Raw genomic sequence first — 23,831 nt, 5'->3', positions numbered from 1 at the left:
TTTAATTTGCTTTTAAGGTCATTGCGTTAATTGCAACAATCACAGTTGAAAGAGCCATTAGAATTGCCCCGACAGCTGGAGACAGAATGATACCAATTGGCGCAAGCACACCGGCAGCCAAAGGAATCGCAATCAAGTTATAGCCGGCACCCCACCAGAGGTTTTCAACCAATTTTTTCATGGTCGATCTAGCTAATTTCAAAAAGCGCAAAATATCGAATGGATTTGATTTAACTAAAACAACATCAGCAGAATCGACCGCGACATCTGTGCCGGCGCCAATAGCAATACCGATATCGGCGCGTGTCAAACTGGGAGCATCATTAATTCCATCGCCGACCATTGCCAATTTGTTTCCTTTTCTAAGATAACTTTCAATTATTTTTTCTTTATCGTCAGGTAGTAATTGAGCGTGAAAATATTTAATGCCCAATTGATTGGCAACAGCTTTTGCCGAACCCTGATTGTCGCCGGTCAACATGACTACTTTAATATTTAAAGCTCCGATTCCAGAAATAAACCGTTTTGCTTCCGTTCTAATCTGATCTCCTTGCGCAACAAAACCTAAGACCCGATCTTGATAAATAAGATAGGAAATCGAGTTTCCTTCAGCAGATAAGCGATTATCTTCTTTTTTATCAAAGGAGATATGATGACTATTTAGATATCCACTCGAAACGAACAAATATTGTTTTCCATCGACGATGCCCTGCAAGCCGGCACCGCTAATATTTTTAACCTGATCGGCGGTTTTAAGTTTTAATTTTTTTCTGGTGGAAAAAGAAACAATACTTTTAGCCAACGGATGATTGGAATTTTGTTCCAAACTGGCAGCTAAAGTTAGTACTTGATCATTTGTATATTCTTTAACAGCAAAATTACCTTCAGTCAACGTTCCTGTTTTATCGATGGCCAAAATATTAATTTTCGGTGCATTTTCAATTGCCTGACGATTACGCACCAGTAAACCATTTCGAGCACCAATTGAAGTTGAACGAGCGATCACCAAAGGTATTGCCAAGCCTAAAGCATGTGGGCAAGCAATCACGAGTACAGTTACCAAACGTTCGATCGATGTACTGAAATCTCTTGTGATCGCATACCAGATTACAAAAGTAATCAAGCCAACAGCCAGAGCAATATAAAACAACCAAGAAGCAACTTTGTCAGCCAAGCTTTCCGATCGTGATTTTTGTTGCTGGGCTTTAGAGATCATCTCCATAACTTGAGAAACAAAACCAGAGTCTCCAGTGGCGGTGACCTTTATTTTTAAACTGCCATCCCCGTTCAGCGATCCGCCAATTACTTTGCTGTCGGTTTGTTTATTAATTGGCCGACTCTCGCCGGTGACCATCGATTCATTCACACTGGACTTTCCATCGACGACCCGGCCATCGACCGGTATCTTTTCACCAGCCTTAACAAGAACAACTTGGCCATTTTTAACTTCGGATAAGGGCATTTTCATCTGCATATCGCCATGCAAGACGGTTGCTTCGCTAGGCAAAAGCGCAGCCATCTCCTCAAAAGAATCACCGGCTTTAGCCGTCGCTTTTTGTTCAACCCAATGTCCTAACAGCATTATGTCAATCAAAGTTGTCAATTCCAACCAAAAATCCATTCCAACACCTGCGAAGGAAGTATAAATACTGTATAAGTAAGCGACGATGATTGCCATTGAAATCAAGCTCATCATTGCCGGTTTTTTCATTTGCAATTCCATTCGAGCGTGTTTGATAAAAATTCCGCCGCCGTAAAAGAAAATCACACTGGCAATAATGGCAGACAGCCAAACTGATCTTGGAAAACTGATAATCGGCTTACTCAATAAACCCATCAAATCAGACATAAGTAAAACTGGAATTGTCAGAACAAGCGAAACCCAAAACTTACTTTTAAAATCAGCTGACATCATCATATCTTCGTGACTCATTTGATGATCCATTCGAGAGGTTTCGTCCGACATTTTCATGTTTCCATGATCCATTTTCATGCCTTCCATGTTATCCATCTTCATATCCTTCATATCATCCATCTTCATTTACAGTCACCTTCTTCCCCAGGCAAACAGTTACAAGCAACCTCTTTGGCCGCATTCGGCAACTTTTTTTCCAAGGTTCCGATCATAATTTCAATATCCTTTTTAGATAGTTCCAATTCTTCAAGCAAATGGTTTAAAACCATACCATTTTTCATAGCGCACATTGAAGAAAACAGATTATCTCCAGCTTCGAGCATTGCCGAACTCTCGGAAATAAGAGCACTAAATTTTCTGCCTCGGCTGACCCCATCATCAGTCAAATACCCCTTCTTTTCCAAACGAAATACTAAAGTCTTAACCGTTGAAGGCTGCCATGTTTCTTTACGATTCAAATATTTAATTAACTCATTAGTTGTCGTTTGGCCAAGCGACCAGACGATTCTCATGACCTGCCATTCAGAATTGGAGATCTGTTCTTTTTTATAATCTACATTTGTCATCTACAAGTTATAGTCTACACTTGTAGACTTAAAAGTCAAGAAAAAACGCTCGAAAAAAGGAGCGTTGAAACTTTGAATAATTGATTTTTTTGTTTAGTCAGTAAAAACTCGGTTTAGCGAAGTTCGTGTTTGGTTCAACGACCCCATTTGACTCGCGAATTCCCAATTCAGGATTCTTAATCATATCAATTACGTATTGTGAAACTGCCTGACGAGTAACTTGAGCGCCAATCAAAGGTTGTCCCTTCTTTTGGGTTTCATAGTTGGTATTGCCGTCTTGGTCATAAAGCCAAGTCATTCGCATATAGGTATAATCCAAATCAGACTTCTCCAATTCGGTAACTGCTTGTTTATGTGGTAAATATCCGGAACCAATCATCATATTATTCCATTTACCAAAAGCACCGGCAACTTCATCGTAAACACCCAAAACACCGGCAACGATAAGACGTTTTTTCCCTAATTGGTCCATAACCTTGATAACATTTTTAACAGCCTCGGGATTGTCGAAATCCATGAAAACAACATCGGCATCAGTAATTGCTGTTTTAACATCACCGCTTTTGCTTGCATCTCCATCAACAATTCGAACTGTCGGTTTGGAATAATCAAGCAGGCGGCTGGTAGCATTCCGAGCGAATAAAGTTAATTCTGCATCGGTTTGTTTCTGTAACATTGGAATTAGAAAATGCGGGATTTGCCCGGCTGCACCAATAATTGTAACTTTCATTTTTTCCTCCTTAATCAGATACGAAAAACGTCGAACAAGACGTTCGACGTTTACAGATTTCAGAAATCAGCCCTGGTGGCTTTGAATTTCTTTTTTAGCATCAGCGTTTAAATTGTAGAAGGAATTTATTCCTTTATAAATCGAAACACCTTCTGGTTCGCCTTGGTTCAATTCATCTTCAATTCTCATTAACTGATTGTATTTAGCAATTCGGTCAGTCCGGCTCATTGATCCGGTCTTGATCTGACCAGCGTTAGTAGCAACAACCAAATCAGCAATCGTTGTATCCTCGGTTTCACCGGAACGATGAGAAACAATTGCAGTATAACCGGCTTCTTTAGCCATTTCGATCGCTTCAAAGGTTTCGGTTAAGGTACCAATCTGATTAAGCTTAATCAGAATTGCATTCGCAGCACCCATTTCGATACCGCGTTTGAGGTAATCAGTGTTGGTAACAAAGAAATCATCACCAACAATTTGGACTTTCTTTCCAAGCTCTTTTGTTACTTCAACCCAATCATCCCATTCGTTTTCATCCAATGGATCTTCGACGGAAACGATCGGATATTTAGCAACCAAGCCTTCAATATACTTCTCAAATTCAGGAGCCGTAAATTCTTCACCGGTAGACCACTTGAGTTTGTACTTCTTGGTATCTGCATCATATAATTCAGATGCAGCAACATCAGTTGCCAAAGCAATATCTTTGCCTGGTTTATAACCAGCAGCTTGAATAGCCTTAACTAAGTATTGTAGTGGCTCTTCATTATTAGCAAAATCAGGAGCAAAGCCACCTTCATCGCCAACACTGGTATTTTTGCCATCGGCTTCCAAAAGTTTCTTCAAATTATGGAAGGTTTCAGAACCCATTCGAATAGCTTCTTTAACTGTTTTGGCACCAACAGGCATAATCATAAATTCCTGAAAATCAACTTTATTGTCTGAATGCACGCCACCATTGATAACATTCATCATTGGTGTTGGCAAAACATAGGAATTAGGCCCGCCAAGATATTGATAAAGCGGCAAACCAGCTTCTTCAGCCGCAGCACGCGCTGTGGCGATCGAAACAGATAAGATCGCGTTAGCACCAAGCTTTCCCTTATTCGGCGTGCCATCCAAGGCAATCATCGCCAAATCGATTCCACGCTGATCAGCAACATCGAACTTGCCAATCAAGGCTTCAGCGATAGCTCCATTGACGTTGGCAACGGCCTTGGTAACTCCTTTGCCTAAATAACGACTTTTGTCGCCATCACGTAGTTCAACCGCTTCATGCTCACCGGTTGATGCGCCTGATGGGACAATTCCACGACCAAAAAAACCATCTTCAGAATAGACTTCAGCTTCAACAGTAGGATTTCCACGTGAGTCAAGAACTTCACGTGCGTAAATACTTGCAATTAATGACATTTATTTTCCTCCATGCAACAGTTAATATTTTAGCAGACCTAGACGGACTAGAATCTAAATGTAAATAAAAACACAATCAATTTAAAAATAGACTGTGTTTAAAAAAACGATTAATATTTTTCAGAAAACTTTTGTCCTTCCAGCGAGGTTCCCTTCGTATTGGCAACATCGGATTCCTGCCTCGTCGGACTTTTATAAACCTTCGCTTCCGGAGGAACAATTGCTAATTCTGTTATTGGATCGAAGAAATGAGCACTGGAAATCTGGAAAGTCAATTCAGCTTGATCCCCGGTCTGGGCAATTTCACGAGCACTGACCCGGGCAACGAACTGTTGATTATTAAGTTCAAAATAATACATCGTTTCAGCACCCAACGGCTCGACCAGATCCAATTTTACTTTGACTGTATCTCCCGGATAGGCATCTTTGGCAACTGATTCGGTATGAATGTCCTCGGGACGAATACCAAAAATGAGTTCCTTGTTTTCATAGCCCTTTTCCCTTAGAAACTTGGAATCTCCTTTAGGAATTTTCAGGTTGACTTTGCCATCCTTGGAAACTAGTTGGTCGCCCTTTAAAATTAGATTCAAGAAATTCATTGACGGTGAACCCATAAATCCGGCAACGAATTTATTACCCGGATTGTTATAAAGCTCTTCCGGAGATCCGACCTGTTGAATAACACCATGGTCAATCAAAACAATTCGGTCAGCCATCGTCATCGCCTCAATTTGGTCATGAGTTACATAAATGAAATTGTTGCCTAGTTCCTGATGAAGCTTGGCAACTGTTGAACGCATTTCTACTCGTAACTTGGCATCAAGGTTTGACAAAGGTTCATCCAACAACATCACTTTAGCATCGCGCACCATCGCTCGTCCAAGAGCGACTCGCTGACGCTGGCCACCGGACAGATTAGCTGGTTTACGATCCAAAAAATCCGTTAAACCCAATAATTCAGCTGCTTTGTCAACTGCTTCTTTGATTTTATCCTTTGGCTCTTTACGAAGTTTTAAACCAAAAGCCATATTGTCAAAAACCGTCATATGTGGATATAAAGCATAATTTTGAAAGACCATTGCAATATCGCGGTTTTTAGGCTCAGCATCATTCATGAGCCTGCCATCCATTTTGAATTCACCGGAAGTGATATCTTCAAGTCCGGCAATCATTCGCAAGACTGTCGACTTGCCAGATCCCGAAGGACCGATGAAAACCGTAAATTCTCCATCGTTAATTTTCAAATTGTAGTCAGGAATAGCAGCCACAATCTGGCCAGGATAAACCTTCCGAATATGTTCCAAAGACATTTCAACCATTTTTTCTCCTTGGGGAAGACATATATTTGCTAGCTGCGCCACCGCTTGGCAGCTTCCCATTCATCTCAGAGTTTTGCATTGGCAATTAATATGAACTTACAAGACTAAATGCTTGCTGCGTTGTGAAAGCTAATACCCTACAGCAGCTGTTTGTAAGCGATTTCATTATAGAGGAAAATTCAATTAATGTAAACGGTTTCATCGTTTCTATTAAAGCGAATTCTCAATAATTTCAACAAGTTCCCAAAAACTTTGAAAGTCCAAAGCAGCTTTACCGACTAAAACACCATCGATATCCTTTTGTTTGATTAAACTTTTTAAATTATCGCGATTCACCGATCCGCCATACAAAATTCTTGTTGAATCGGCGACATCGCTTCCATAGAGCTTTCTAACCGTCTTTCTAATTTGTTCGGCAACATCCTCGGCACCCTTAGTGCTGGCTGACATTCCGGTTCCAATTGCAAAGGTCGGTTCGAATCCGATGATAATTTGTTGCATCTGTTCTTCTGAAACACCTTCTAGGACCGGAGCAACCTGCTCCAGCTCCTCAACATCAACAATCACATCCATACCGTTATTCAAAGCTGTCCGAACTTTTAAATTAACAGTTGAATTAGTTTCGTTGAATAGTTCGCGTCGTTCAAAATGCCCAAGCATGACATAATCTACCCCAACATTGGCTAATGCTTTGGGAGAAGTTTCGCCCGTAAAGGGACCAAAATTTTCCCAATGAGCATTTTGAGCAACTATCGAAATGGGAGTATTTTCAGTTAGTTTAAGCAAATCAGTTAAAAAAAGATCCTGAGAAGCAATTCCAACTTCGATATTTTCTTTGTTACCAAGCTTTTTAATCAACTTTTTAACGTATAAATTAGCTTGATCGCGCAAAAAATTCATCTTCCAGTTTGCAATAATAATTGGTTTTCGCATAATTCCATTATAGTTGAGATATGAACTGGGTAACTCTAACTGATGAACCATGGATGCCGATCGGCGCTGATAAAGCCAAGGAAGATTTTGCAAAAATTGCTGAAAATATTGGTTTTGGAATTCTAAAAATAAATCGTGCGGAAAAAACAGTCGATTTATCGGTTATAAAACCAGGCGATTTGTTGGTTCATCAATATCCAAGTTATTTGGGTGATCAATGGGAATTGAATTTTCAAAAAGAGTTGAAAAAAGTAGGCAGTAGGACGGTAATTCTAATCCATGATTTTGAAACATTTAGAATTCATGATTATAAATCCAAAAAAATTGCTTTCCAAGTTTTATCAACAGCCGATTATCTAATTACTCATAATAAAAAAATGACAAATCGCCTTTTTCGAATAAATCAAAATATTTTCCAAATCGAATTATTCGATTATTTAAGTCCGGAAAAAAATAAAACGACAAAAATTCCGACTTCCTTGGTCTACGCGGGAAGCCTATCGAAATCATCTTGGATTAAAAATTACTCATTAAAAATACCAATAGATATTTTTGGCCGCCTGCCAAAAAAATGGTCGCTGGAAAAAAACGATTATCTGGTATTACACAAACCGATCATTCCCGACCAATTACCAATATTCTTAAACAATAAGTGGGGCCTAGTTTGGGATGAGGACCAAGAAAAAAATAAAACAAATTACCAAAATTATCAAAAAATTAATTCTCCGCACAAACTGAGTCTTTATCTGGCCGCGAATATTCCCGTCATTGTCTGGGAAAAATCAGCAATCACAAAATTTGTTTTGGAAAACAAAATTGGCATTGCAATTAATAACCTAGCGGAAATTCCGGACAAAATTAAAAAAGCCGAGATCGATTCCGATAATCTCGACAATTTATCAAAGAAAATTAGAGGCGGTTATTTTACAGAGAAACTGTTGAGGAAAATAATCAGCCTAGACGGTTGTCATTGAGAATCGCCTGCATTTCCTTTTGTATTTCTGGCGGTTTTTTCCATTCTTCCCATCTTTTCATTGAAAAACCGGGATCTGAATAATGATCATTGATATACCTCTCGACCTTCTCAACGTGATTTGAATGGGGGATGTTTAATTTCAAAATTCTAACTTGTTTGATGAAATTTTGTTCAGCTGCATATTCAGCTCGGCCGTTCATAACGATATTTCCCAATTCATCATAAACTGAGCCGTCTAAACGAGTGATCTCCTGAACGAGATCAAAAACCATATAATTAGCCATTACTTCCCTTCCGAACTGGAACTTGAACTTTTATTTGAACTCGAGCCGGTAATTGTTCGGGCCGTAATCGAAATTTCAACTGCCTTAGGGGTAATTTCATCGATTCCTTTTGGCAAAGACGGCTTAACCGTAATAACTCCGCCGGAAGTACTGATTTGGTTCATATCAACAGTTACCGGTACAGAATCGATCTTATCAACCGAACTTTTATCGCCGGTAATTTGAACACTCGAAGAACTTAAGGTGACATTATAATTCGACATTGATTTAGATCCGGTAAACTTAGGATTCAAAGAAACGGTCTTTGTTTCTTTACTACTATTTTTAACAGCAAACTCACTGGTAACGTCAAGCGTAGCAGCTACTGAACTGGGATTTATCTCAACCGAAACTACCGAACCGTTTTTATCGACAGCCTTCAAAGCAATATTTTTATTAATGCTTGATTGCGTATTCGCCGGAACATTCAGGCTCGTCGAGATATGATTGACAACTTTGACTAAATCCGAAGGACCAGTGACGGTTGCTTTTGTCTGTGAAATCTTGAAACCGGAAACAACATATTTGCTGGCGATGTTATCTCGATTATAAGTCGGAATAATCGGCACACTCTTGGAAATCTTCCTGGAAACATTAACAGTTAAACTTGATGGGTCGAGGGTCTTTGCCAATGTATCGGATAAGCCAGTTAATTTAAGTGAAACATTCTGAGAACCAATTTTCGGTTTCTCCAAATTAACTGTCGCCCGAATAGTTTGCGAATCTTGAGCCGCGGTAATTAATCCGGAAGGGCCGGTTATTTTGACTTTAATAGTTTGTGGGACTCCCGATACATAATATTTATTCTCATTCATATTGACATTAACCGGAACATTAATTTCGGTTGTTTGTGTTGTGATCAATTCATTTTGTTGACTTTTACTGCTTCGGACAGTGCCGGTTGTTCCGGTAACATACGCAAAAAGAACAATCGCCAAAATAAGGGTAACCAGTAGTTGGAACCATTTTTTCCGCAAAAGAGAATTAATGTACCTCATCAGAACCCGAGCCTCCCTTGGAATTATCATCATGGCGGTTGCCGTTTTTCTTTTTTGAGGAGCCGGCAACCCAACTGGCTAAATTAGCAAAAACATCACTATGATTTTTCTCGTTTTCTGTGATCAGTCGATCACGCAAAAATTGATCATATTTTTCCGGTTTGAGGCTACGATACAAAACACCCTTTTGAGCAATTGAAACTTCGCCGGTTTCTTCGGAAACGATGATAACAATCGCATCAGTTGATTCGGCTAAGCCCAATCCGGCTCGATGACGGGTACCTAAATCCTTGGAAGTTGACGGATTGCTTGAAAGAGGCAGATAAGCAGTTGCAGCGACCAAACGGTCGGAGCGAATGATAGCCGCTCCATCATGCAAAGGTGTATTGGGAATAAAAGTGTTAATCAAAAGAGCAGAGCTGACTTGAGCATCTAGGGTTATTCCGGTATCGATTATTTCGGCTAAGCTGGTCTCTTGTTCAATCGCAATTAAAGCACCGATTCGCCGACGGGACAGGTAAGGCAAGGCTTGATCTAAAGCTGTCATAACAATTTCTTCGGAAGGAACCGACGGCCCGGCAGGCCGGAAAAAGGATCTGGTACCTAAATTTTCCAAAGCCCGGCGAATTTCCTGTTGAAACAAAACAACCAAAGCAATCGGACCCCAGTTAATAACCTGATCCAAAATCCAGGAAACCGTATCAAGACCGATCCACCAAGCGATTAAACGAACGACAATTAGAATAACGATCCCGCGAACGAGCTGCATTGCCCGCGTTCCACGGACCCAATTAGCAATATTGTAAAGGACGAACCAAATAACAAGAATATCAATCAAATGAACGAGATTTTCATATGTAAAGATATCAATTAAGTTCATTGATTTTAGTATAACTTAACTACCGTTGTCCGAAAGCGCTGATATCTCGGCAAAATTTATTTCCTGCAATAATTTAATTCCCAAGTGACGAGGAATCCGTTTTGCTTCAAATAGTTGTTGAATTGAATCTCTTTCAGCATTGATTGCAATTAATGATAAACCCATCAAAGATGAATCGTAGCTCTTATTAAAAGTCTTGCTGGCTTTGATTCTCGCCAGCCAGCTTCGATAATTGATAATTATGTTGAAGGCTGCCTGGCGGCCGATATTATCGATTTTTTTGTTCTCTAAATGGGCAGCCAAAGTTTTGATGCCGGCCTTCGCTCTCGCCCGATGAACCATCAAATTTTGCTTTTTCGCTCGATTAGTTTTAACCCTTGTAACCCGCAACTCGACTAGTTGCAAAGTACGTCTAATCACACGCAAAAACCATTGAAAAGAGAAACTGCGCCGATGGCCGATATCTCTTAAGGACCATTTCACGCCCAACATATTCGCATGATAGACAGCTGGGGACAACTTTTTTTGTCTATACAAACCTTCGATTACCTCAATTTCAGCGTTTAAAGCGATCACTCGATAAGCCTGTTCTTTAGCAACCAATTTTTTAGCCCGTCGGTGATTAATTTTAACCTGTAAATCATTGATCTTCTGTTGACGTTCATAGACGAGATCGTAAACAGCCGCCTGGCGGGCATCGACAACCTCATCTCCAGCGGCAATATCGGTTAATTCTGATCGAAGAGCCTGAATACCCGATTGCAACTGAAAAATTCTGGCCGCTTCTTCGCTCATAAAATGAGTCTTCCTTTCAGTTTGGCCAAACTCGTTGATATTGAAATCGGATTCCTGATCGATCAGTTGAACATCGACTGGAAGATTGGAAACCGGCCCGGCCCGTTTTACTAAAATCGGCAACATGATCGAAGCAACGATTAAAGAAAGGATAACAACAACACCGGCAATAAAAACCATTAAATAATAATCAGGGAAAGTTTTCCCGGAAACAGACTGAATCGATAAAACGGCCGCCAGGGCAATTGCTCCACGGACTCCGGAAACAGCCATGATAGCTGATCCGATAATCGAAGGAGCGTTGGCATCTTTCGGATTTCGTTTGAAACTCAAATACTCGTTAGCATAAGTCCAGATGGCCCGGATAATGAAAACGACGAACCAAACCATAACACCATAAATAATTCCTCTAAAAAGATCCAAATCACCATCAATAATCGCATCCTTATAGACGTGTGGGAATTGCATCCCCAACAAAATAAAAATTGTGCCGTTAAGAACGAAAGCCAGCGTTCGCCGAATAGTTTCCGAAAGAACGTCAAACTCGAAACTGGAATTATAATCGGCATTGTTTCTCAAATTAGTTAAAATGCCGGCCACGACAACCGCGATAACTCCAGAAGAATGTTCGACATCTTCAGCAATATAAAATATCAAAAAAGGCACAAGCTCGTTGATAATGACCTGCAGAATCTCATCGCCGGCGCCACGCTTGCGAATAAATTCAGTTCCCCAATCAAGAATTGAAATCAGGATGAATCCGGTTAAAGCGCCAACCAAGGAAATATAAATAAAATTGAAAAAAGCATCATGCAGAACAAAAGAACCGAGCATTGTTGCCGAAACAGCATATTTAAAAGCAACCAATCCGGAAGCATCGTTCAATAAACTTTCTCCCATCAGTACGTGCAAAAGGTTTTGTGGAATTTTAATTCGTGAAAGAATTGTGCCAACAGCGACTGGATCGGTTGGTGATAAGGCTGCTGCTAAAGCGATACTAACCGGAAGCGGCAAAATCGGTATCAATAAATGAACCAGCCAGCCACCGCCGAGGACAGTTAAAAAAACAAGAATGATTGCATTGGCAATAATTGGTGCTTTCAGTTGCCAGAGTTCTCTTTTTGGAAATCTCCAGGCATCGTGGAAAAGCAAAGGGGCAATAAATAAAAGCAGAAACCATTCAGTATCCAGGCCGATACTTCCCTTAATATAAAAAGAAAGCCCAACTCCAAAAATAATTTGGAGCAGGCTTACCGGGATCAAAGGAAAAAAATGCGCGATTAAACTGCTAACAACAATTAAAGAGATAATAATTGGAAATAACAATAAGAGTTCCATTAATTCTCGGTAAATCCCTTTCCGATCATTTTTATTTCAAGTTCCATGTCGATACCATTTTTTTCTTTAATCGTATGTTTAACCAAATTAATTAAATTTAAATAGTCTTCGGTCTTGGCATGATCAATGTTAACAATAAAATTAGCATGTTTAGTTGAAAGTTGTGCACCACCGATCTGAACACCTTGCAACCCAGCATCGGAAACCAACTTTCCGGCATAATATCCGCTTGGACGTTTAAAGACTGAGCCATTCGATGGCAAATTCAAAGGCTGTTTATCAATTCTTCGTAAGTTGAATTCATCCATCCAGCGCCGAATTTCGTCCGGTTGATCGGGTTTAAGCTCAAAAGTAGCCTGAATAATATAATAATCATTCTTTTGAATTCCAGAATTTCGATAAGAAAAACCGAGTTTTTTCTTTGTTAAAACTGTTGGCCTGCCATTTCTGTCCAAAGCAACGACACTCTTAAGACAATCGGCTGTGTTACCGCCATAGGCGCCGGCATTCATATAGACAGCACCGCCAACAGACCCAGGCAGACCAGCTGCCCACTCCAAACCGGATAAAGCATGTTCATAGGCAAATTCGGAAACAGAAATCATATCAATCCCAGCCCCGGCAATAACATCGCGACCGTTGATTTCGATTTTCTTCATTTCGCTTGTAATAATTACCAATCCCTGAACTCCCTGATCGGAGATCAGCATATTACTTAACTGGCCCAGCACATGTACGGGAAGATCCTCATGACTAGCAGCAACTAATAACTTTTCCATTTCCTGTTCATTTTTTGGAAAAGCTAAATAATCAACTATTCCGCCAACTTGGGCAAATGCATATTCAGCGATCGATTTGTCCTTATATATTTCAATATTAGAAAATTGTTTAGTAAAGTCTTCGATATATTGATTTTATCATTGCTTGTAACCGTGATGGTTTAGACTAGCTTTATGAACTTTATTTCTTGGAATATCGATAGTCTAAACGCAGCTATTCAGCACAAATCTCCTCGAGGAGAACTCACTTATAAGACTCTTGAGAAAATTGCCGCTGCCAAACCGGATTTCTTTTCAATTCAGGAAACAAAACTGCCGGAAAACGGTTTAAACAAAAAGCAGGATGAAGTTTTAGAAGAACTTTTCCCCAACTATCTGCGTTTTGTCAAAAACAGCACTCCACCGGCAAAAAAGGGTTACGCCGGTGTAATGACTCTCGCCAAAGAGGCGCCGATCTCCTATGACAAACCAGTCATTGATGCGCCCGACACAATGGATCAGGAAGGGCGAATCGTTACTTTGGAATATCCTGATTTTTATCTATTGAATGTTTATACGCCTAATTCAGGTGACGGTTTGCGAAGACTACCGGCACGTGGAAAATGGGATGACCAATTCAGACACTATATAAGTGACTTGTCCGAACGAAAGATAGTTATTTTTTCCGGTGATTTAAATGTTGCCCATGAAGAAATCGATCTAAAAAATTCCTCAAGCAACCATAATTCGGCTGGCTTTACAGATCAGGAGAGAGAAAAATTCAGCAGGTTGTTATCTGCTGGCTTTATAGATACCTGGCGTTTACAGCACCCAAAAGAAATTGCCTACTCCTGGTGGAGTCAAAGAAACCAGCTTGCAAAAACAAACAACGCCGGTTGGCGGATCGATTACTACATTGTCAGCAACTCAGCCAAAGAAAAAATAGTTAAGACAGGAATGATCGACACAGGTACTCGTGCCGATCACGCACCAATTTATTTACAAATGAAGCTCTAATTGATTTTATGATCTTTTAAATCGCCAGTTGAATTACGATTATTCGAAATTCTTTTTAACTCTGATTTCATCTGGTCTTCCAGTTGCAATAAATCATTTTCTGCGCTGGCACGCCTTTCACGTCCATCGTTTTGAATCTGAATCGTTTGTTGAATCGTATCAATTAAATTCTGTTGAGATTTTTTTAAAGATCCAATATCAACCACGCCACGCTCACTCTCTTTTGCAGTTTCAAGAGAGGACTGTTTCAGCATTTCTGAATTCTGCTCTAATAAATGGTTGGTTGTCTCGGAAACAGCTTTTTGCGTATTGACAGCATCACGCTGTTTAAAAAGTGTCAGGGCAATCGCAATTTGATTTTTCCACAAAGGAATCGCTGTATTAATCGAAGATTGAATTTTTTCTGACAATTGACGGTTGGTTGTCTGAACCAGCCTAATTTGCGGAGCCTGTTGAATAGCAATCTGCCGAGTGAGTTTTAAATCGTAATTGCGCTTCTCCAAGGTCGTCAAAGTTTGATAAACATCTTGGACAGTCTGAGCATCCAACTGGTTTTGTGTCTTTGTAGCACGTTTTTGCGCTGCCGTTAGAATATTGTCGCGAATATCCTTTTCCTTAACCTCGGCTCCAGCGATGTACAAGTTTAATTGATTATAGTAATCAAGATTTTTTTGATAAAGACCTTCGAGCATTTTATTATCATTCATTAAGCCCTGCCACTGGCTGCTTAATTGAGTGGCGGCTTTATCAATTTGTTCGCCGACTTTTTCGTATTTTGCTTGAATTTCAAGAACCGAGCGACGCACACGACCAAAAATTTTCGAAATCAAGCCTTCTTTTTGTGGCGCCAACTCTTCCGGTTTACTTTCACCAATTGTTACAACCAAATCCCGCAAATTGTCGCCAATAGAACCAAGCTCTTTATTTGAAACTTGATTCAAAACATTTTGTGAAAAATCGGATATTTCTTTTTGAATATCAGAACCGTAATTAATAATCTGTTCCTGGTCGAGACCGTCCAATTGTTTAGATAATTCCCTGGCCTTCGCTTGTTGATCGGGACTTAAACTTGGCAAAATAGGTCTCTTCGGGTCAACTTGATTCGTTTCTCCAGTTCCGTTGTTTAAATTTGCCATTCATCCTCCTAAACGGTCATACTTTTATGTTTGCTATGCGATTTTAAAGTTTGAACTCGCAGGTATAATTTTTTGATTTCAAGTAGACTGATAAATTTCTGACCACTTTCGCTATCAGCAATCAAAAGATCTAAATCATATCCGTTGACTAGCTTCAAATTTAATTCTAACTGGCTTGGACGCTTTAAATCATCAACTTTAATATCACTTATATTTTTCCAAGGAACTTGGAAAATTTTCGTATCATTTTTTGAAATTATTAAGGGTTTGGAAAATTCAAATCCATAGGCAGTAAATTGACCAAAAGGTCGTTTACTTTTTCCTTTTTTCTTAAAAATGATAATCGGTGTTAAATCAATCGAAGTTCCCTCGTCGGCAAGCTTTGTTTGGTTTAAATATTCATCGAACTTATTTTTAGCAGTAGCTAGAATCGAATCGGTCGCGTCTAAGACCGAATCGGCAACATGATTTATTCCGCCAACAGTACCGCTATAATTATCATTTTGCTCATTCTCCCGGAAAATATCGGAATCATTCTTTGTCGTTTTTGATCGAATATACGAATCGACAATTTTCTTTAATTCGGGAATTGCAATCCCTTTTACATCGTTTTGTTTAATTGTAAAAGAACCGTCAAGAGTTGCAACATACAGTTGATAATTTAACCCCTCCGTAGAAACCTCGGTATAATAAATTCTCGACCAATCATAGATTAGTTTGTGACGAAAAAAATACTTGTGGTCAACGCGAACAAATCCAAAATCACTAATTTTCAAGTAGGTCCAGCGCCGAAAAGCTGTTATAAAAAAATATCCGGCAATCAGACAAAAAGTGAATATTAGTGTATAAGAAATCCAATTTGTCTGAATTTGAGCAAACCAGTAGAGCGGCAGAGCCGCCAAAAAAGAAATTATAAGTTTCCACCAATCGTGTTTGTATATCAAAACACCGGTTTTATTCTTGACTTTTCGGGCAATTCTCTTTGAAATCCGATTATGTCTTACTACCCCGCGATAGATTATATACAAAATGGTTAAAGGCACAATTAAAGAGAAAACTACTCCGAGCAGAGCCCCAAGTAGGTTGAAAAACAAATAGACGGCAACAATCCATAAGATAATTTTCCAAGGGTTCTTCATACCTACATTTTATCTGAATTTCAAGCACTTTTTTGGATCGTAATAAATAATAAACCCACTGTGTCCCAGTGGGTTTATTTATGCCTGCTTTTCTTTTTCGACATTTTCCTCTTCTTTTTTCTCGCTTAATTTAATTTTTGCAAAAAGACTATCCATGACCAAATCATCCCCATCAACATGAGAGGTACGAATCGACTCAAATTTTTCTTTTTTCTTTTTTGCCATATCATTCACCCGCATCTAATATAGTTTTAACTTGTTGACGAAAATCATCCATTGTTTTTCCGTAATATTTCCACCAATGCTCCGGATCTTTGTGATTAGTCGCGAGGCCAAGCAAAAACCTTCACGATGGCTAATAATTTTTGCCGGGTCAATTTGAAAGCGGCGACACAATTGAACCGAAAGCTGTATATCATTTTGCCATACTTTATTAAAATAGCTGGCAAACTTTTTTGGATCGTAAGCAATCAAGTTAAAGCTACCTACAGCATACTCAATTCCAGCTGGTTCGCAAGTCTCGATCCCAATACAATCATTATTTGCCGCTCCGCCGGCGTGCCAGCCACGCATGGTCCAGGGTAAATATTGAAAAACGCCTTTATCATCAACAAAAGCATGGACGGCAACTTCGCGGTCCATTTGTCCATGAGCAAAAGATTTGTTCCAAATCGAGAACCAATCGTCGGCCATAATTCCCGGTGTAGCAGTCGAATGAATCATTATTCCACTTGGTCGCAAAGGGTCGCCCTTTAAAAAACAATCATTTTTGATCATGTATTTTGTTGTAATTTTTAATGCCATTTTTTCGCCTAAACCAATTTAACAAAATCTTTCACTCGCTCTTCACCGAAATGTTCAATTTCATAGATAAGAATCTGGGCTGACGCCTGGGCATCATCGGATGCATTATGATGATGTTCCAAAAAAAGACCCAAATCGGAAACAACCGTATCAAGCTTGTGATTAACCATTCCCGGCTGGAACTTTCGCGAAAGAGAAACTGTGTCAAGGCTCAAATAACGCGGGGTTTTCAAGCCGTAATATTTTAGTGTTTGTTTTAAGACGTTGTTGTCAAAACGAACATTGTGACCGACTACAACTGGATAATCGTCATATAGATTCTTGATATCAGCCCAAACCTCGGTAAATTTCGGTGAATCGAGGACATCATCTGCAGTCAAACCATTAATTTCCGTATTCCAATAAGAAAAAGAAGTTTCCGGTTTAATCAATGAATACCAATTTTGTGCAATTTGATTATCACGAACAATTGTTAATCCTAATGAGACCGCCGACCACGGTTCACTACTGGCAGTTTCAAAATCCATTGCCAAAAAATTCATAGTTTCTCCAAAAGCTTCCTATAATGGTCTCCACTGGCCGAAATGGTAATGTCACGCTTATCCTTGTCGTAAACAAATTCGATTTTCAAATATTCACCAGGAAGAATATCAGCCATGAATTGCGGCCATTCAATTATAGTTAAACCATCACCGTTGATATAGTCCTCAAACCCCTGATCGGCAGCGCCAATATTCTCTAGACGGTAAGCATCAAAATGGTAGATTGGAAAAACTAGACCATGACCCTTATATTGCTGAAGAATCGTAAAAGTCGGCGAGTTAACAATGACATTTTTATCCGCCCCAAGTGCCTGCACCAGGGAACGAGTGAAGGCCGTTTTCCCGCTTCCAAGATCGCCATACAACAAAAGAAGGTCGCCAATCGACAAAAAAGCCGCCAAATTCTGAGCAAGCTTTGTTGTATCGGACAGAGATTGTTTTTCAAAAGTTAACATCGATTAAATTTTAGCTTATTTCAATCCGCTGTCAGCTTTTCCAAACCATTTTTCCTGCAAGGATTTCATTTTGCCGTTCTGTTGGAATTTTTTCAAAACAGTATTTACTTCTTCACGCAACTTTACATCGGATTTTCTAAAACCGACACCATTTTCGTCGGTAGGATAGCCACCATATATGATTTTGTAATCCTGTGAATCTGATAAGTGCTTAACATAATAACCGGCGTACATCGAATCAACCAGAATTCCCTGAATACGGCCGGCTTTCAAATCCATGAAAGCTTTGTCGAAAGTATCATATTTTTGTGGAGTTCCTTTAACATATTTTTTTAGAAGATTTTTGTATTGTTGAAATTGGGTTTGCGCTGTCGAACCGTTTTGAAGACCCAAAGTTTTTCCTTTCATATCTGCAAAAGAATTAATTTTATCTTTTGACAAAGTGACAAGTACCTGGGTACCTTTTTTATAGGGAATCGAAAAGGCCACCTTCTTTTTCCGCGCTGCGGAAATTGTATATCCATTCCAGATTGCATCGATTTGTCCATCATTTAAAAGCTGCTCTTTGGTTGACCAATTAATTGGTTCCCACTCAACCTTAATCCCAAGTTTTTTGAAGGTTGCATTCGCTAAATCAACGTCAAAACCAATTAATTTGCCACTCTTGTTTCTAAAACCCATTGGAATAAAAGTATCATCAAGCCCAATTTTAATTTCTTTGCTCTTTTTAATTCGATACCAATGATCGGAACTCTTCGTCTTGGTTTTGTTCGCAAAATATGTCCAGCCTCCGGCAATAATGGCAATTATCAAAACAATAATTCCGATATTTATAAAAGCCTTTTTCTTATCATTTGCAGTCATTTTGTTACTATCTCCTTTTTAAAATCAAATATTCGATCAGAAATTTTTTTAGCAAATGGCATGTCATGAGTAATGACCATCTGCGTAACCTCTCTTTTTTTTAATTCTTTGATAACTTCGACAACCTGACCAGTCGAAAATTCATCCAAAGCCGAAGTCGGTTCGTCGTAAGCAAGAATTTTTGGTTCCATTGCCAAAGCTCTGGCAATGGCTACCCGCTGCTTCTGACCGCCTGATAATTGATAAGGGTACAAATCAGCCTTATCTTCGATTCCAAGTTCATCCAAAATTTTTTTGGCTTTTGAATTCGCTTGATCAGTCTCGATATTTTTAACAATTCGAGGAGCAAGAGTGATATTGCCCAAGACGGTATATTGTGGGAAAAGATTGAAATCCTGAAAAATTACTCCGATTAAAGCGTTTTGATTTTTTTCAGTAACATTGATTTTCTGTCCGTCAATGACCATTTTTCCAGAATCAGCTCCGCAAAGACCGGCAATAATTTTTAATAAAGTTGTTTTTCCAATTCCTGAAGGGCCAACAATACTCAAAACCTCTCCATCGTTGATTTCTAAATTCAGCTCCTTAAAGACAACTTTATTCTCGTAACTTTTTGTTAGATTTTCGATTTTAAGCACTATTTCCACTCCCGATAATTAAATTCAATCCGTTTCATAATTAAAGTTGCGAGGGCCGTGAATATTAAATAAATTGCTGCCACGATTACATAAGGCAACAAAGTTACGTCCGCCACAGCGTGTCCTTGAGCAATGTATAAAATATCCACCAGACTGATGACATATCCCAAAGAAGTATCCTTAATCAAATTAATAATCTCGTTTCCAAAAGAAGGAAGGACAATTTTAAAGACTTGCGGCAAAATAATTTTTTGAAAGGTTTGTCGGCGATTAATCCCCAAAACACCAGCGGCATCGTATTGGGCTTGGGGAATCGCTTGAATTCCGCCGCGGAATATTTCTGCAAAATAGCCAGAATAATTAAGAATAAAGACAACAACGGCAGCGGTCATTTTTGGAAAAACAATTTCATTGTTGCTTGCAATTGGGAGTCCGAAATAGACAAACATCAATTGAAGCATCAAAGGAGTACCTCTAATTACCCAGACATAAGCATTTAAAAGCCAACGAAGAACAAAAAATTGTGATCGCATTCCAAGAGCCATTAAAATCCCAAGTGGCGTGGCGCCAATCAAAGTTAAAAAGAACAGACCCACAGTAATATTCAAGCCGCTCAAAATATCCGGTAAAATTGAAAAAATGTAATGCATTAATCCCTCCTTCTTCAAATAAATAAAAAAACGCCCTCAATCAATAAAGATTGAGAGGGCGTTTTGCGCGGTTCCACCTCTTAATGCCAACTAATTACTTAGTTAACCTCAGCGAGTCAATGACTCTTGACGATAACGGTGACCCGGCAGTATTTCGGCTGCACTCGCAGGTGTGGTTCGCTTGAATCAATGGCTGGCTTTTCAGCGTTGTCAGCTCTCTTTGCATCTCAAACAAGTTACTCTTCTGTTCGTTGTTTTATTTATTTGATTGATTAGTAGGGTACTCTGACTGGAATAATTTGTCAACCGTTTTTAATAAAAATATTTCAAAAGATTTTTGGAATGGTTTTCACAGCTAATTACAGCTAATTTATGAAATTTTATATCATGTACTATATTAATCTGCACAAAAATGATTCAAAATAATAAGGATAGGATTAACTGAATGGAAGAACATGAAAAACAATAAAAGAGCGACAATCAACGATGTTGCTGAAGTTGCCAGAGTTTCGATTACGACCGTCTCAAGATATGTGAACGGAAAATACGGCAAAATGTCAGCGAAAACGCGACAAAAAATTCAGCAGGCCATTAAGGATGTCGACTACCACGTTAACCGCCAGGCTCAAATGTTGAAAAGACAAAACAGTCATTTAATTGGCGTTGTCGTAGCAGATGTCGAGAATTTTTTTTCATCTCTACTTTTTAAAGGTGCCGACCAAGTTCTATCCGACATTGGTTTTCAAATTATTCTCATGAATTCCAACAACTCGCAGCTAAAGGAGCAAAGACAAATCGAACGCCTCTTGGAGCTGCAGGTGGACGGTATAATCCTTCAGCCGATGGGGCAACTGGCCGTCGACTATGAATTCTTAAAAAAACAAAATGTTCCGACTGTAATCGTCGATCGGAAAATAGAGCCGGAAATCTGGCCGGAAATTGTCACAGATAATTATGAATGTTCCAAAAAACTCGGTGAACTAATGCTCCAAATGCAATATCCGCAAATTTTAATTCTCAGTGAAAAAATTGACGAAAACACAGCCCGCCAAGACCGGTATAAGGCTCTCGATGATTTGCAAAAAAACCATTCTTTTAATTTGGGTCTAATCGAAATCAAAGTAACAAGTTCCGATGACGATATTTTTGTTTCACTAAAAAACAGAACAAACAATTTTAAAATAAAAACTGCCATCTATGCCCTAAAGGGACCTCTCTTACTAAGATTGATGAGAGTCCTGACTCAAAGGCATATAAGTGTTCCGGACCAAGTCGGACTGGCGGCTTTTGATGATTGGGAGTGGGCAAAACTCACGCACCCCCTGATCACAACCATTCAGCAGAATCCAAAATTAATAGGTTCAACAGCATCTAATAAGCTCTTGGAAGAAATTCAGGAATCGGAAACGCAGGCAAGTGTAATCACTGTAAAAAGCCAATTGATGGTCGGGCATTCATTGTGAAATTTATATTTAGAGATTGACAGTTGAAAAAAACTGTTGTAATCTTTGTTTGGCTCCTTAGGGAAAACGTTTTCATAAACTAGGAGCAAGCTATAAATTAAAAATCAGGAGGTTCTTCGTGCAAAATAATCAAATAGTCGCTAATACCCTGCTGTTACAGCATAAGCACAATGCTGGAAAGACACAAATTGAACTCGTTAAGCAATTGACAAAATTAGGAATTTGGAACATCGAAGTTCGCCGAGAGTACTTTTCAGACGATTTAAGGGAAATGGAGGCGCTTAATTGTGCAAAATTGGGAAAACGTTTGACCTTATTTTATTCAGTTCCCGATGTAATTTTCAAATCCGGCCAAATTAACCCAAAATTACTTCAATACTTCGCTGAAGCGTCCCTATTCGGGGCCAGTTATGTGAAATTGAATGTTGGCGAATTCGACGGTTACCGAGGAAATTTGGGACAGGAGCTTGGAACAATTGTTCCAAAAAGCATTCAGTTGAATGTTGAAAACGATCAAACAAAATTGAGCGGATCGGCAGAAAAAATTGTTATTTTTCTCGGCGCTGCAAAAAAAGCCGATTTAAATATTGGCTTTGTAAACGATTTGGGTAATTGGATTTTTACAAAACAAGATACCGTCTCTTCAAGTAAAATACTGCTTCCCTATACTCGTTATATTCATCTAAAAAATTACACGATTGAAAATCAACAAACCAAGACAGTTCCAATCGACGATGGCAAGCTGGACTGGAAAAAGTTACTTGACAATTTTGATGGAACATTGCCGATTGCTTTAGAATATCCGGTCGATTCGATTGAAAATTTAAAAAAAGATATCAAAAGTCTTGAAGAATATCTGGAAAAGCGGCGATTAAGATGACAAATTTAATCATTGGAATTCTTTTACTACTAACCTTTTTTGCCTTCATTTATTTCGTAATGCGGGGTGGCAATATCATGATTGGCTTTTTCTTCATGGCGCTTCTTTGGACTATCATTGGCGGTATTTCTTATAAAGTCGCGATTAATGATATTTTTTCCCAGCCGGCACTTGATTATGGTTCGACAATTGTTGTAATAATTTTCGGTTCTTGGTTTGGTCGTGTGCTCGTCGACACCCAAATCGCCGGATCGATCAGTGAACAAACAATTCGTGTCAGCCATAAACATCCGATTGTTGCGGCAATCCTGGTTTGCATAGTGACTGCTTTTATCTTTACAAGTTCCTACGGCGTCGGCGCTGTAATAGCTGTTGGCGTTATCCTGTTGCCTATTTTGGAATCGCTAGGCTTGGCTAAGAACGTTTCTGTCGCAGCCTTTGTTTTATCAGTCGGAGCGCCAATGTATGTCAATATCGTAATCATCAAACAAATTCAATTATTTTTCCCAAAAGTCCTGTATGGAAGCAAATATTTAGGTTATGGTTTCGCGGCAATGATTGTTCAAATGTTGGTCGTAGTTATTTTCATTCTCGTTCATGCAAAACTAATTCATGCCAACGAAGAAATCGTCGAGGAAAAAAATAAAAATGGTGATGATATTTTAGATAAAAAATCAGCGCCTATTTACAGTTATTTTATTCCAATCATGCCTGTCTTTATGAATTTGGCCTTCGGCTGGCAACCGATTCCGGCTCTGCTTCTTTCAATCATTCTGGCGCTTCTATTAACCGGAAACATGGTTTCCTACCGGCACTGTTTGAAATTAATTAACAGCACAATAAACAAATCCGTATCGGATATTTCCGGCTTATTGGTAATGCTGTTTATTTTGACAATGTTCAGTGCTGCGGCTGTCAAAAATACAGCCCGTTTCAGTGCAATCCTGCACAACATAATTCCCCACAGCCCTTTAATAATTGCAATTGCTTTTGCTATATTGGCTCCGCTGGCTTTGTTTCGAGGACCATTAATGGTCTGGGGAGCAGGTTCGGCAACGGCAGCCGTAATCGCCGGAACCGGATTTTTTAATCAATATTTTGGTTTTGCGCTGATAATCGTCCCGGCGGTTTCAATGGCTGTTTCGGCTTGTGTTACCCAGTCTTGGAATCTGTGGGCTTTAGAATACACGAAGCTAGACCCGAAAAAGTTCTTGGTGACTGGCGTACCTTGGGCTTGGGGAACATGCGCTTTAAATTTATTGCTTGCGGTTGTAATGTTTAACTGAATATTTAGGAGGA

The 23,831-nt window shown here is 39.3% G+C and carries 25 protein-coding genes; 5 read left to right on the top strand and 20 right to left on the bottom strand.

Annotated features, from left to right (window positions below; translation table 11 throughout):
* Nucleotide 1 precedes the first annotated feature (1 nt).
* The 6 genes from A3G9_RS0100495 to tpiA all read right to left on the bottom strand — a co-directional run bounded on the left by A3G9_RS0100495 (nucleotide 2) and on the right by tpiA (nucleotide 6,876).
* Complete coding sequence (locus tag A3G9_RS0100495; protein WP_002821657.1) at nucleotides 2-2,041, bottom strand: copper-translocating P-type ATPase; 2,040 nt, start codon at nucleotides 2,039-2,041, stop codon at nucleotides 2-4.
* Nucleotides 2,038-2,481 carry a CopY/TcrY family copper transport repressor gene (locus A3G9_RS0100490; RefSeq protein WP_002816476.1) on the bottom strand — a complete coding sequence of 148 codons (444 nt, stop codon included), beginning with the start codon at nucleotides 2,479-2,481 and terminating at the stop codon, nucleotides 2,038-2,040. Before A3G9_RS0100490 ends, A3G9_RS0100495 begins: the two co-directional genes overlap by 4 nt.
* Nucleotides 2,482-2,578: 97 nt before the next feature.
* Nucleotides 2,579-3,211 (bottom strand): NAD(P)H-binding protein, encoded by a 633-nt coding sequence (locus tag A3G9_RS0100485; protein WP_002819468.1) that lies wholly within the window; start codon nucleotides 3,209-3,211, stop codon nucleotides 2,579-2,581.
* 66 nt (nucleotides 3,212-3,277) lie between these two features.
* A complete protein-coding gene (eno, locus tag A3G9_RS0100480) occupies nucleotides 3,278-4,624 on the bottom strand; it encodes a phosphopyruvate hydratase (RefSeq protein ID WP_002819470.1) in 1,347 nt (448 codons plus the stop codon).
* Between the two features lie 110 nt (nucleotides 4,625-4,734).
* Nucleotides 4,735-5,943 carry an ABC transporter ATP-binding protein gene (locus A3G9_RS0100475; RefSeq protein ID WP_002821656.1) on the bottom strand — a complete coding sequence of 403 codons (1,209 nt, stop codon included), beginning with the start codon at nucleotides 5,941-5,943 and terminating at the stop codon, nucleotides 4,735-4,737.
* A 210-nt stretch (nucleotides 5,944-6,153) separates the two neighbouring features.
* Nucleotides 6,154-6,876, bottom strand: coding sequence for a triose-phosphate isomerase (gene tpiA, locus A3G9_RS0100470; protein ID WP_002821655.1), 723 nt, complete (start codon nucleotides 6,874-6,876; stop codon nucleotides 6,154-6,156).
* A gap of 20 nt (nucleotides 6,877-6,896) precedes the next feature.
* Here tpiA and A3G9_RS0100465 point away from each other — a divergent pair, with 20 nt between their 5' ends.
* Nucleotides 6,897-7,850 carry a sugar transferase gene (locus tag A3G9_RS0100465; RefSeq protein WP_002819474.1) on the top strand — a complete coding sequence of 318 codons (954 nt, stop codon included), beginning with the start codon at nucleotides 6,897-6,899 and terminating at the stop codon, nucleotides 7,848-7,850.
* Here A3G9_RS0100465 and A3G9_RS0100460 read toward each other — a convergent pair.
* Genes A3G9_RS0100460 through murB form a run of 5 tightly spaced genes read right to left on the bottom strand, consistent with a single transcriptional unit; the run spans nucleotide 7,828 to nucleotide 13,055 of the window.
* A complete protein-coding gene (locus A3G9_RS0100460) occupies nucleotides 7,828-8,136 on the bottom strand; it encodes a hypothetical protein (RefSeq protein ID WP_002821654.1) in 309 nt (102 codons plus the stop codon). The two genes, A3G9_RS0100465 and A3G9_RS0100460, sit on opposite strands and share 23 nt — an antisense overlap.
* The gene (locus A3G9_RS0100455; RefSeq protein ID WP_002821653.1) at nucleotides 8,136-9,173 is read right to left on the bottom strand and encodes a CdaR family protein; all 1,038 of its coding nucleotides are present in this window, start codon (nucleotides 9,171-9,173) and stop codon (nucleotides 8,136-8,138) included. The genes A3G9_RS0100460 and A3G9_RS0100455 overlap by 1 nt, the downstream gene beginning before the upstream one ends.
* Complete coding sequence (cdaA, locus tag A3G9_RS0100450; RefSeq protein WP_002821652.1) at nucleotides 9,160-10,053, bottom strand: diadenylate cyclase CdaA; 894 nt, start codon at nucleotides 10,051-10,053, stop codon at nucleotides 9,160-9,162. The genes A3G9_RS0100455 and cdaA overlap by 14 nt, the downstream gene beginning before the upstream one ends.
* Nucleotides 10,054-10,068: 15 nt before the next feature.
* Nucleotides 10,069-12,186 (bottom strand): cation:proton antiporter, encoded by a 2,118-nt coding sequence (locus A3G9_RS0100445; protein ID WP_002821651.1) that lies wholly within the window; start codon nucleotides 12,184-12,186, stop codon nucleotides 10,069-10,071.
* Nucleotides 12,186-13,055 carry a UDP-N-acetylmuramate dehydrogenase gene (murB, locus tag A3G9_RS0100440; RefSeq protein ID WP_080111451.1) on the bottom strand — a complete coding sequence of 290 codons (870 nt, stop codon included), beginning with the start codon at nucleotides 13,053-13,055 and terminating at the stop codon, nucleotides 12,186-12,188. Before murB ends, A3G9_RS0100445 begins: the two co-directional genes overlap by 1 nt.
* Nucleotides 13,056-13,139: 84 nt before the next feature.
* On the opposite strand from murB, the gene A3G9_RS0100435 reads away from it, so the two are divergent.
* A complete protein-coding gene (locus A3G9_RS0100435) occupies nucleotides 13,140-13,961 on the top strand; it encodes an exodeoxyribonuclease III (RefSeq protein ID WP_002821649.1) in 822 nt (273 codons plus the stop codon).
* Here A3G9_RS0100435 and A3G9_RS0100430 read toward each other — a convergent pair.
* The 9 genes from A3G9_RS0100430 to A3G9_RS0100390 form a co-directional block, all read right to left on the bottom strand.
* A complete protein-coding gene (locus A3G9_RS0100430) occupies nucleotides 13,958-15,097 on the bottom strand; it encodes a toxic anion resistance protein (RefSeq protein WP_002821648.1) in 1,140 nt (379 codons plus the stop codon). The two genes, A3G9_RS0100435 and A3G9_RS0100430, sit on opposite strands and share 4 nt — an antisense overlap.
* A gap of 8 nt (nucleotides 15,098-15,105) precedes the next feature.
* Nucleotides 15,106-16,236 (bottom strand): hypothetical protein, encoded by a 1,131-nt coding sequence (locus A3G9_RS0100425; RefSeq protein WP_002819481.1) that lies wholly within the window; start codon nucleotides 16,234-16,236, stop codon nucleotides 15,106-15,108.
* 78 nt (nucleotides 16,237-16,314) lie between these two features.
* Nucleotides 16,315-16,461, bottom strand: a complete 147-nt coding sequence (locus A3G9_RS1000000110200; RefSeq protein WP_002819482.1) for a hypothetical protein — start codon at nucleotides 16,459-16,461, stop codon at nucleotides 16,315-16,317.
* Nucleotides 16,462-16,476: 15 nt separating this feature from the next.
* Nucleotides 16,477-17,040, bottom strand: coding sequence for a peptidoglycan recognition protein family protein (locus A3G9_RS01000000109325; protein WP_002821647.1), 564 nt, complete (start codon nucleotides 17,038-17,040; stop codon nucleotides 16,477-16,479).
* Nucleotides 17,041-17,048: 8 nt separating this feature from the next.
* A complete protein-coding gene (locus A3G9_RS0100410; RefSeq protein ID WP_002821646.1) occupies nucleotides 17,049-17,582 on the bottom strand; it encodes a 3'-5' exonuclease in 534 nt (177 codons plus the stop codon).
* Nucleotides 17,579-18,037, bottom strand: a complete 459-nt coding sequence (gene tsaE, locus A3G9_RS0100405; protein WP_002819485.1) for a tRNA (adenosine(37)-N6)-threonylcarbamoyltransferase complex ATPase subunit type 1 TsaE — start codon at nucleotides 18,035-18,037, stop codon at nucleotides 17,579-17,581. Before tsaE ends, A3G9_RS0100410 begins: the two co-directional genes overlap by 4 nt.
* A gap of 15 nt (nucleotides 18,038-18,052) precedes the next feature.
* Nucleotides 18,053-18,901: an amino acid ABC transporter substrate-binding protein gene (locus tag A3G9_RS0100400; protein ID WP_002821645.1), complete on the bottom strand. Its 849-nt coding sequence runs from the start codon at nucleotides 18,899-18,901 to the stop codon at nucleotides 18,053-18,055.
* Nucleotides 18,898-19,539: an amino acid ABC transporter ATP-binding protein gene (locus A3G9_RS0100395; protein ID WP_002819488.1), complete on the bottom strand. Its 642-nt coding sequence runs from the start codon at nucleotides 19,537-19,539 to the stop codon at nucleotides 18,898-18,900. Before A3G9_RS0100395 ends, A3G9_RS0100400 begins: the two co-directional genes overlap by 4 nt.
* Complete coding sequence (locus A3G9_RS0100390; protein WP_002821644.1) at nucleotides 19,539-20,189, bottom strand: amino acid ABC transporter permease; 651 nt, start codon at nucleotides 20,187-20,189, stop codon at nucleotides 19,539-19,541. The genes A3G9_RS0100395 and A3G9_RS0100390 overlap by 1 nt, the downstream gene beginning before the upstream one ends.
* Before the next feature lie 455 nt (nucleotides 20,190-20,644).
* On the opposite strand from A3G9_RS0100390, the gene A3G9_RS0100385 reads away from it, so the two are divergent.
* The 3 genes from A3G9_RS0100385 to A3G9_RS0100375 all read left to right on the top strand — a co-directional run bounded on the left by A3G9_RS0100385 (nucleotide 20,645) and on the right by A3G9_RS0100375 (nucleotide 23,818).
* Complete coding sequence (locus A3G9_RS0100385) at nucleotides 20,645-21,652, top strand: LacI family DNA-binding transcriptional regulator (protein WP_002821642.1); 1,008 nt, start codon at nucleotides 20,645-20,647, stop codon at nucleotides 21,650-21,652.
* A 118-nt stretch (nucleotides 21,653-21,770) separates the two neighbouring features.
* Complete coding sequence (locus A3G9_RS0100380) at nucleotides 21,771-22,532, top strand: sugar phosphate isomerase/epimerase family protein (protein ID WP_002821641.1); 762 nt, start codon at nucleotides 21,771-21,773, stop codon at nucleotides 22,530-22,532.
* Nucleotides 22,529-23,818: a hypothetical protein gene (locus A3G9_RS0100375; protein WP_002821640.1), complete on the top strand. Its 1,290-nt coding sequence runs from the start codon at nucleotides 22,529-22,531 to the stop codon at nucleotides 23,816-23,818. Before A3G9_RS0100380 ends, A3G9_RS0100375 begins: the two co-directional genes overlap by 4 nt.
* Nucleotides 23,819-23,831: the final 13 nt, after the last annotated feature.

It is taken from the genome of Oenococcus oeni DSM 20252 = AWRIB129 (assembly GCF_000372485.1).
Classification (GTDB): Bacteria; Bacillota; Bacilli; order Lactobacillales; family Lactobacillaceae; genus Oenococcus; species Oenococcus oeni.
The sequence above is the reverse complement of the archived record's forward strand: the minus strand, read 5'-3'. Positions and strand labels throughout refer to the sequence as shown.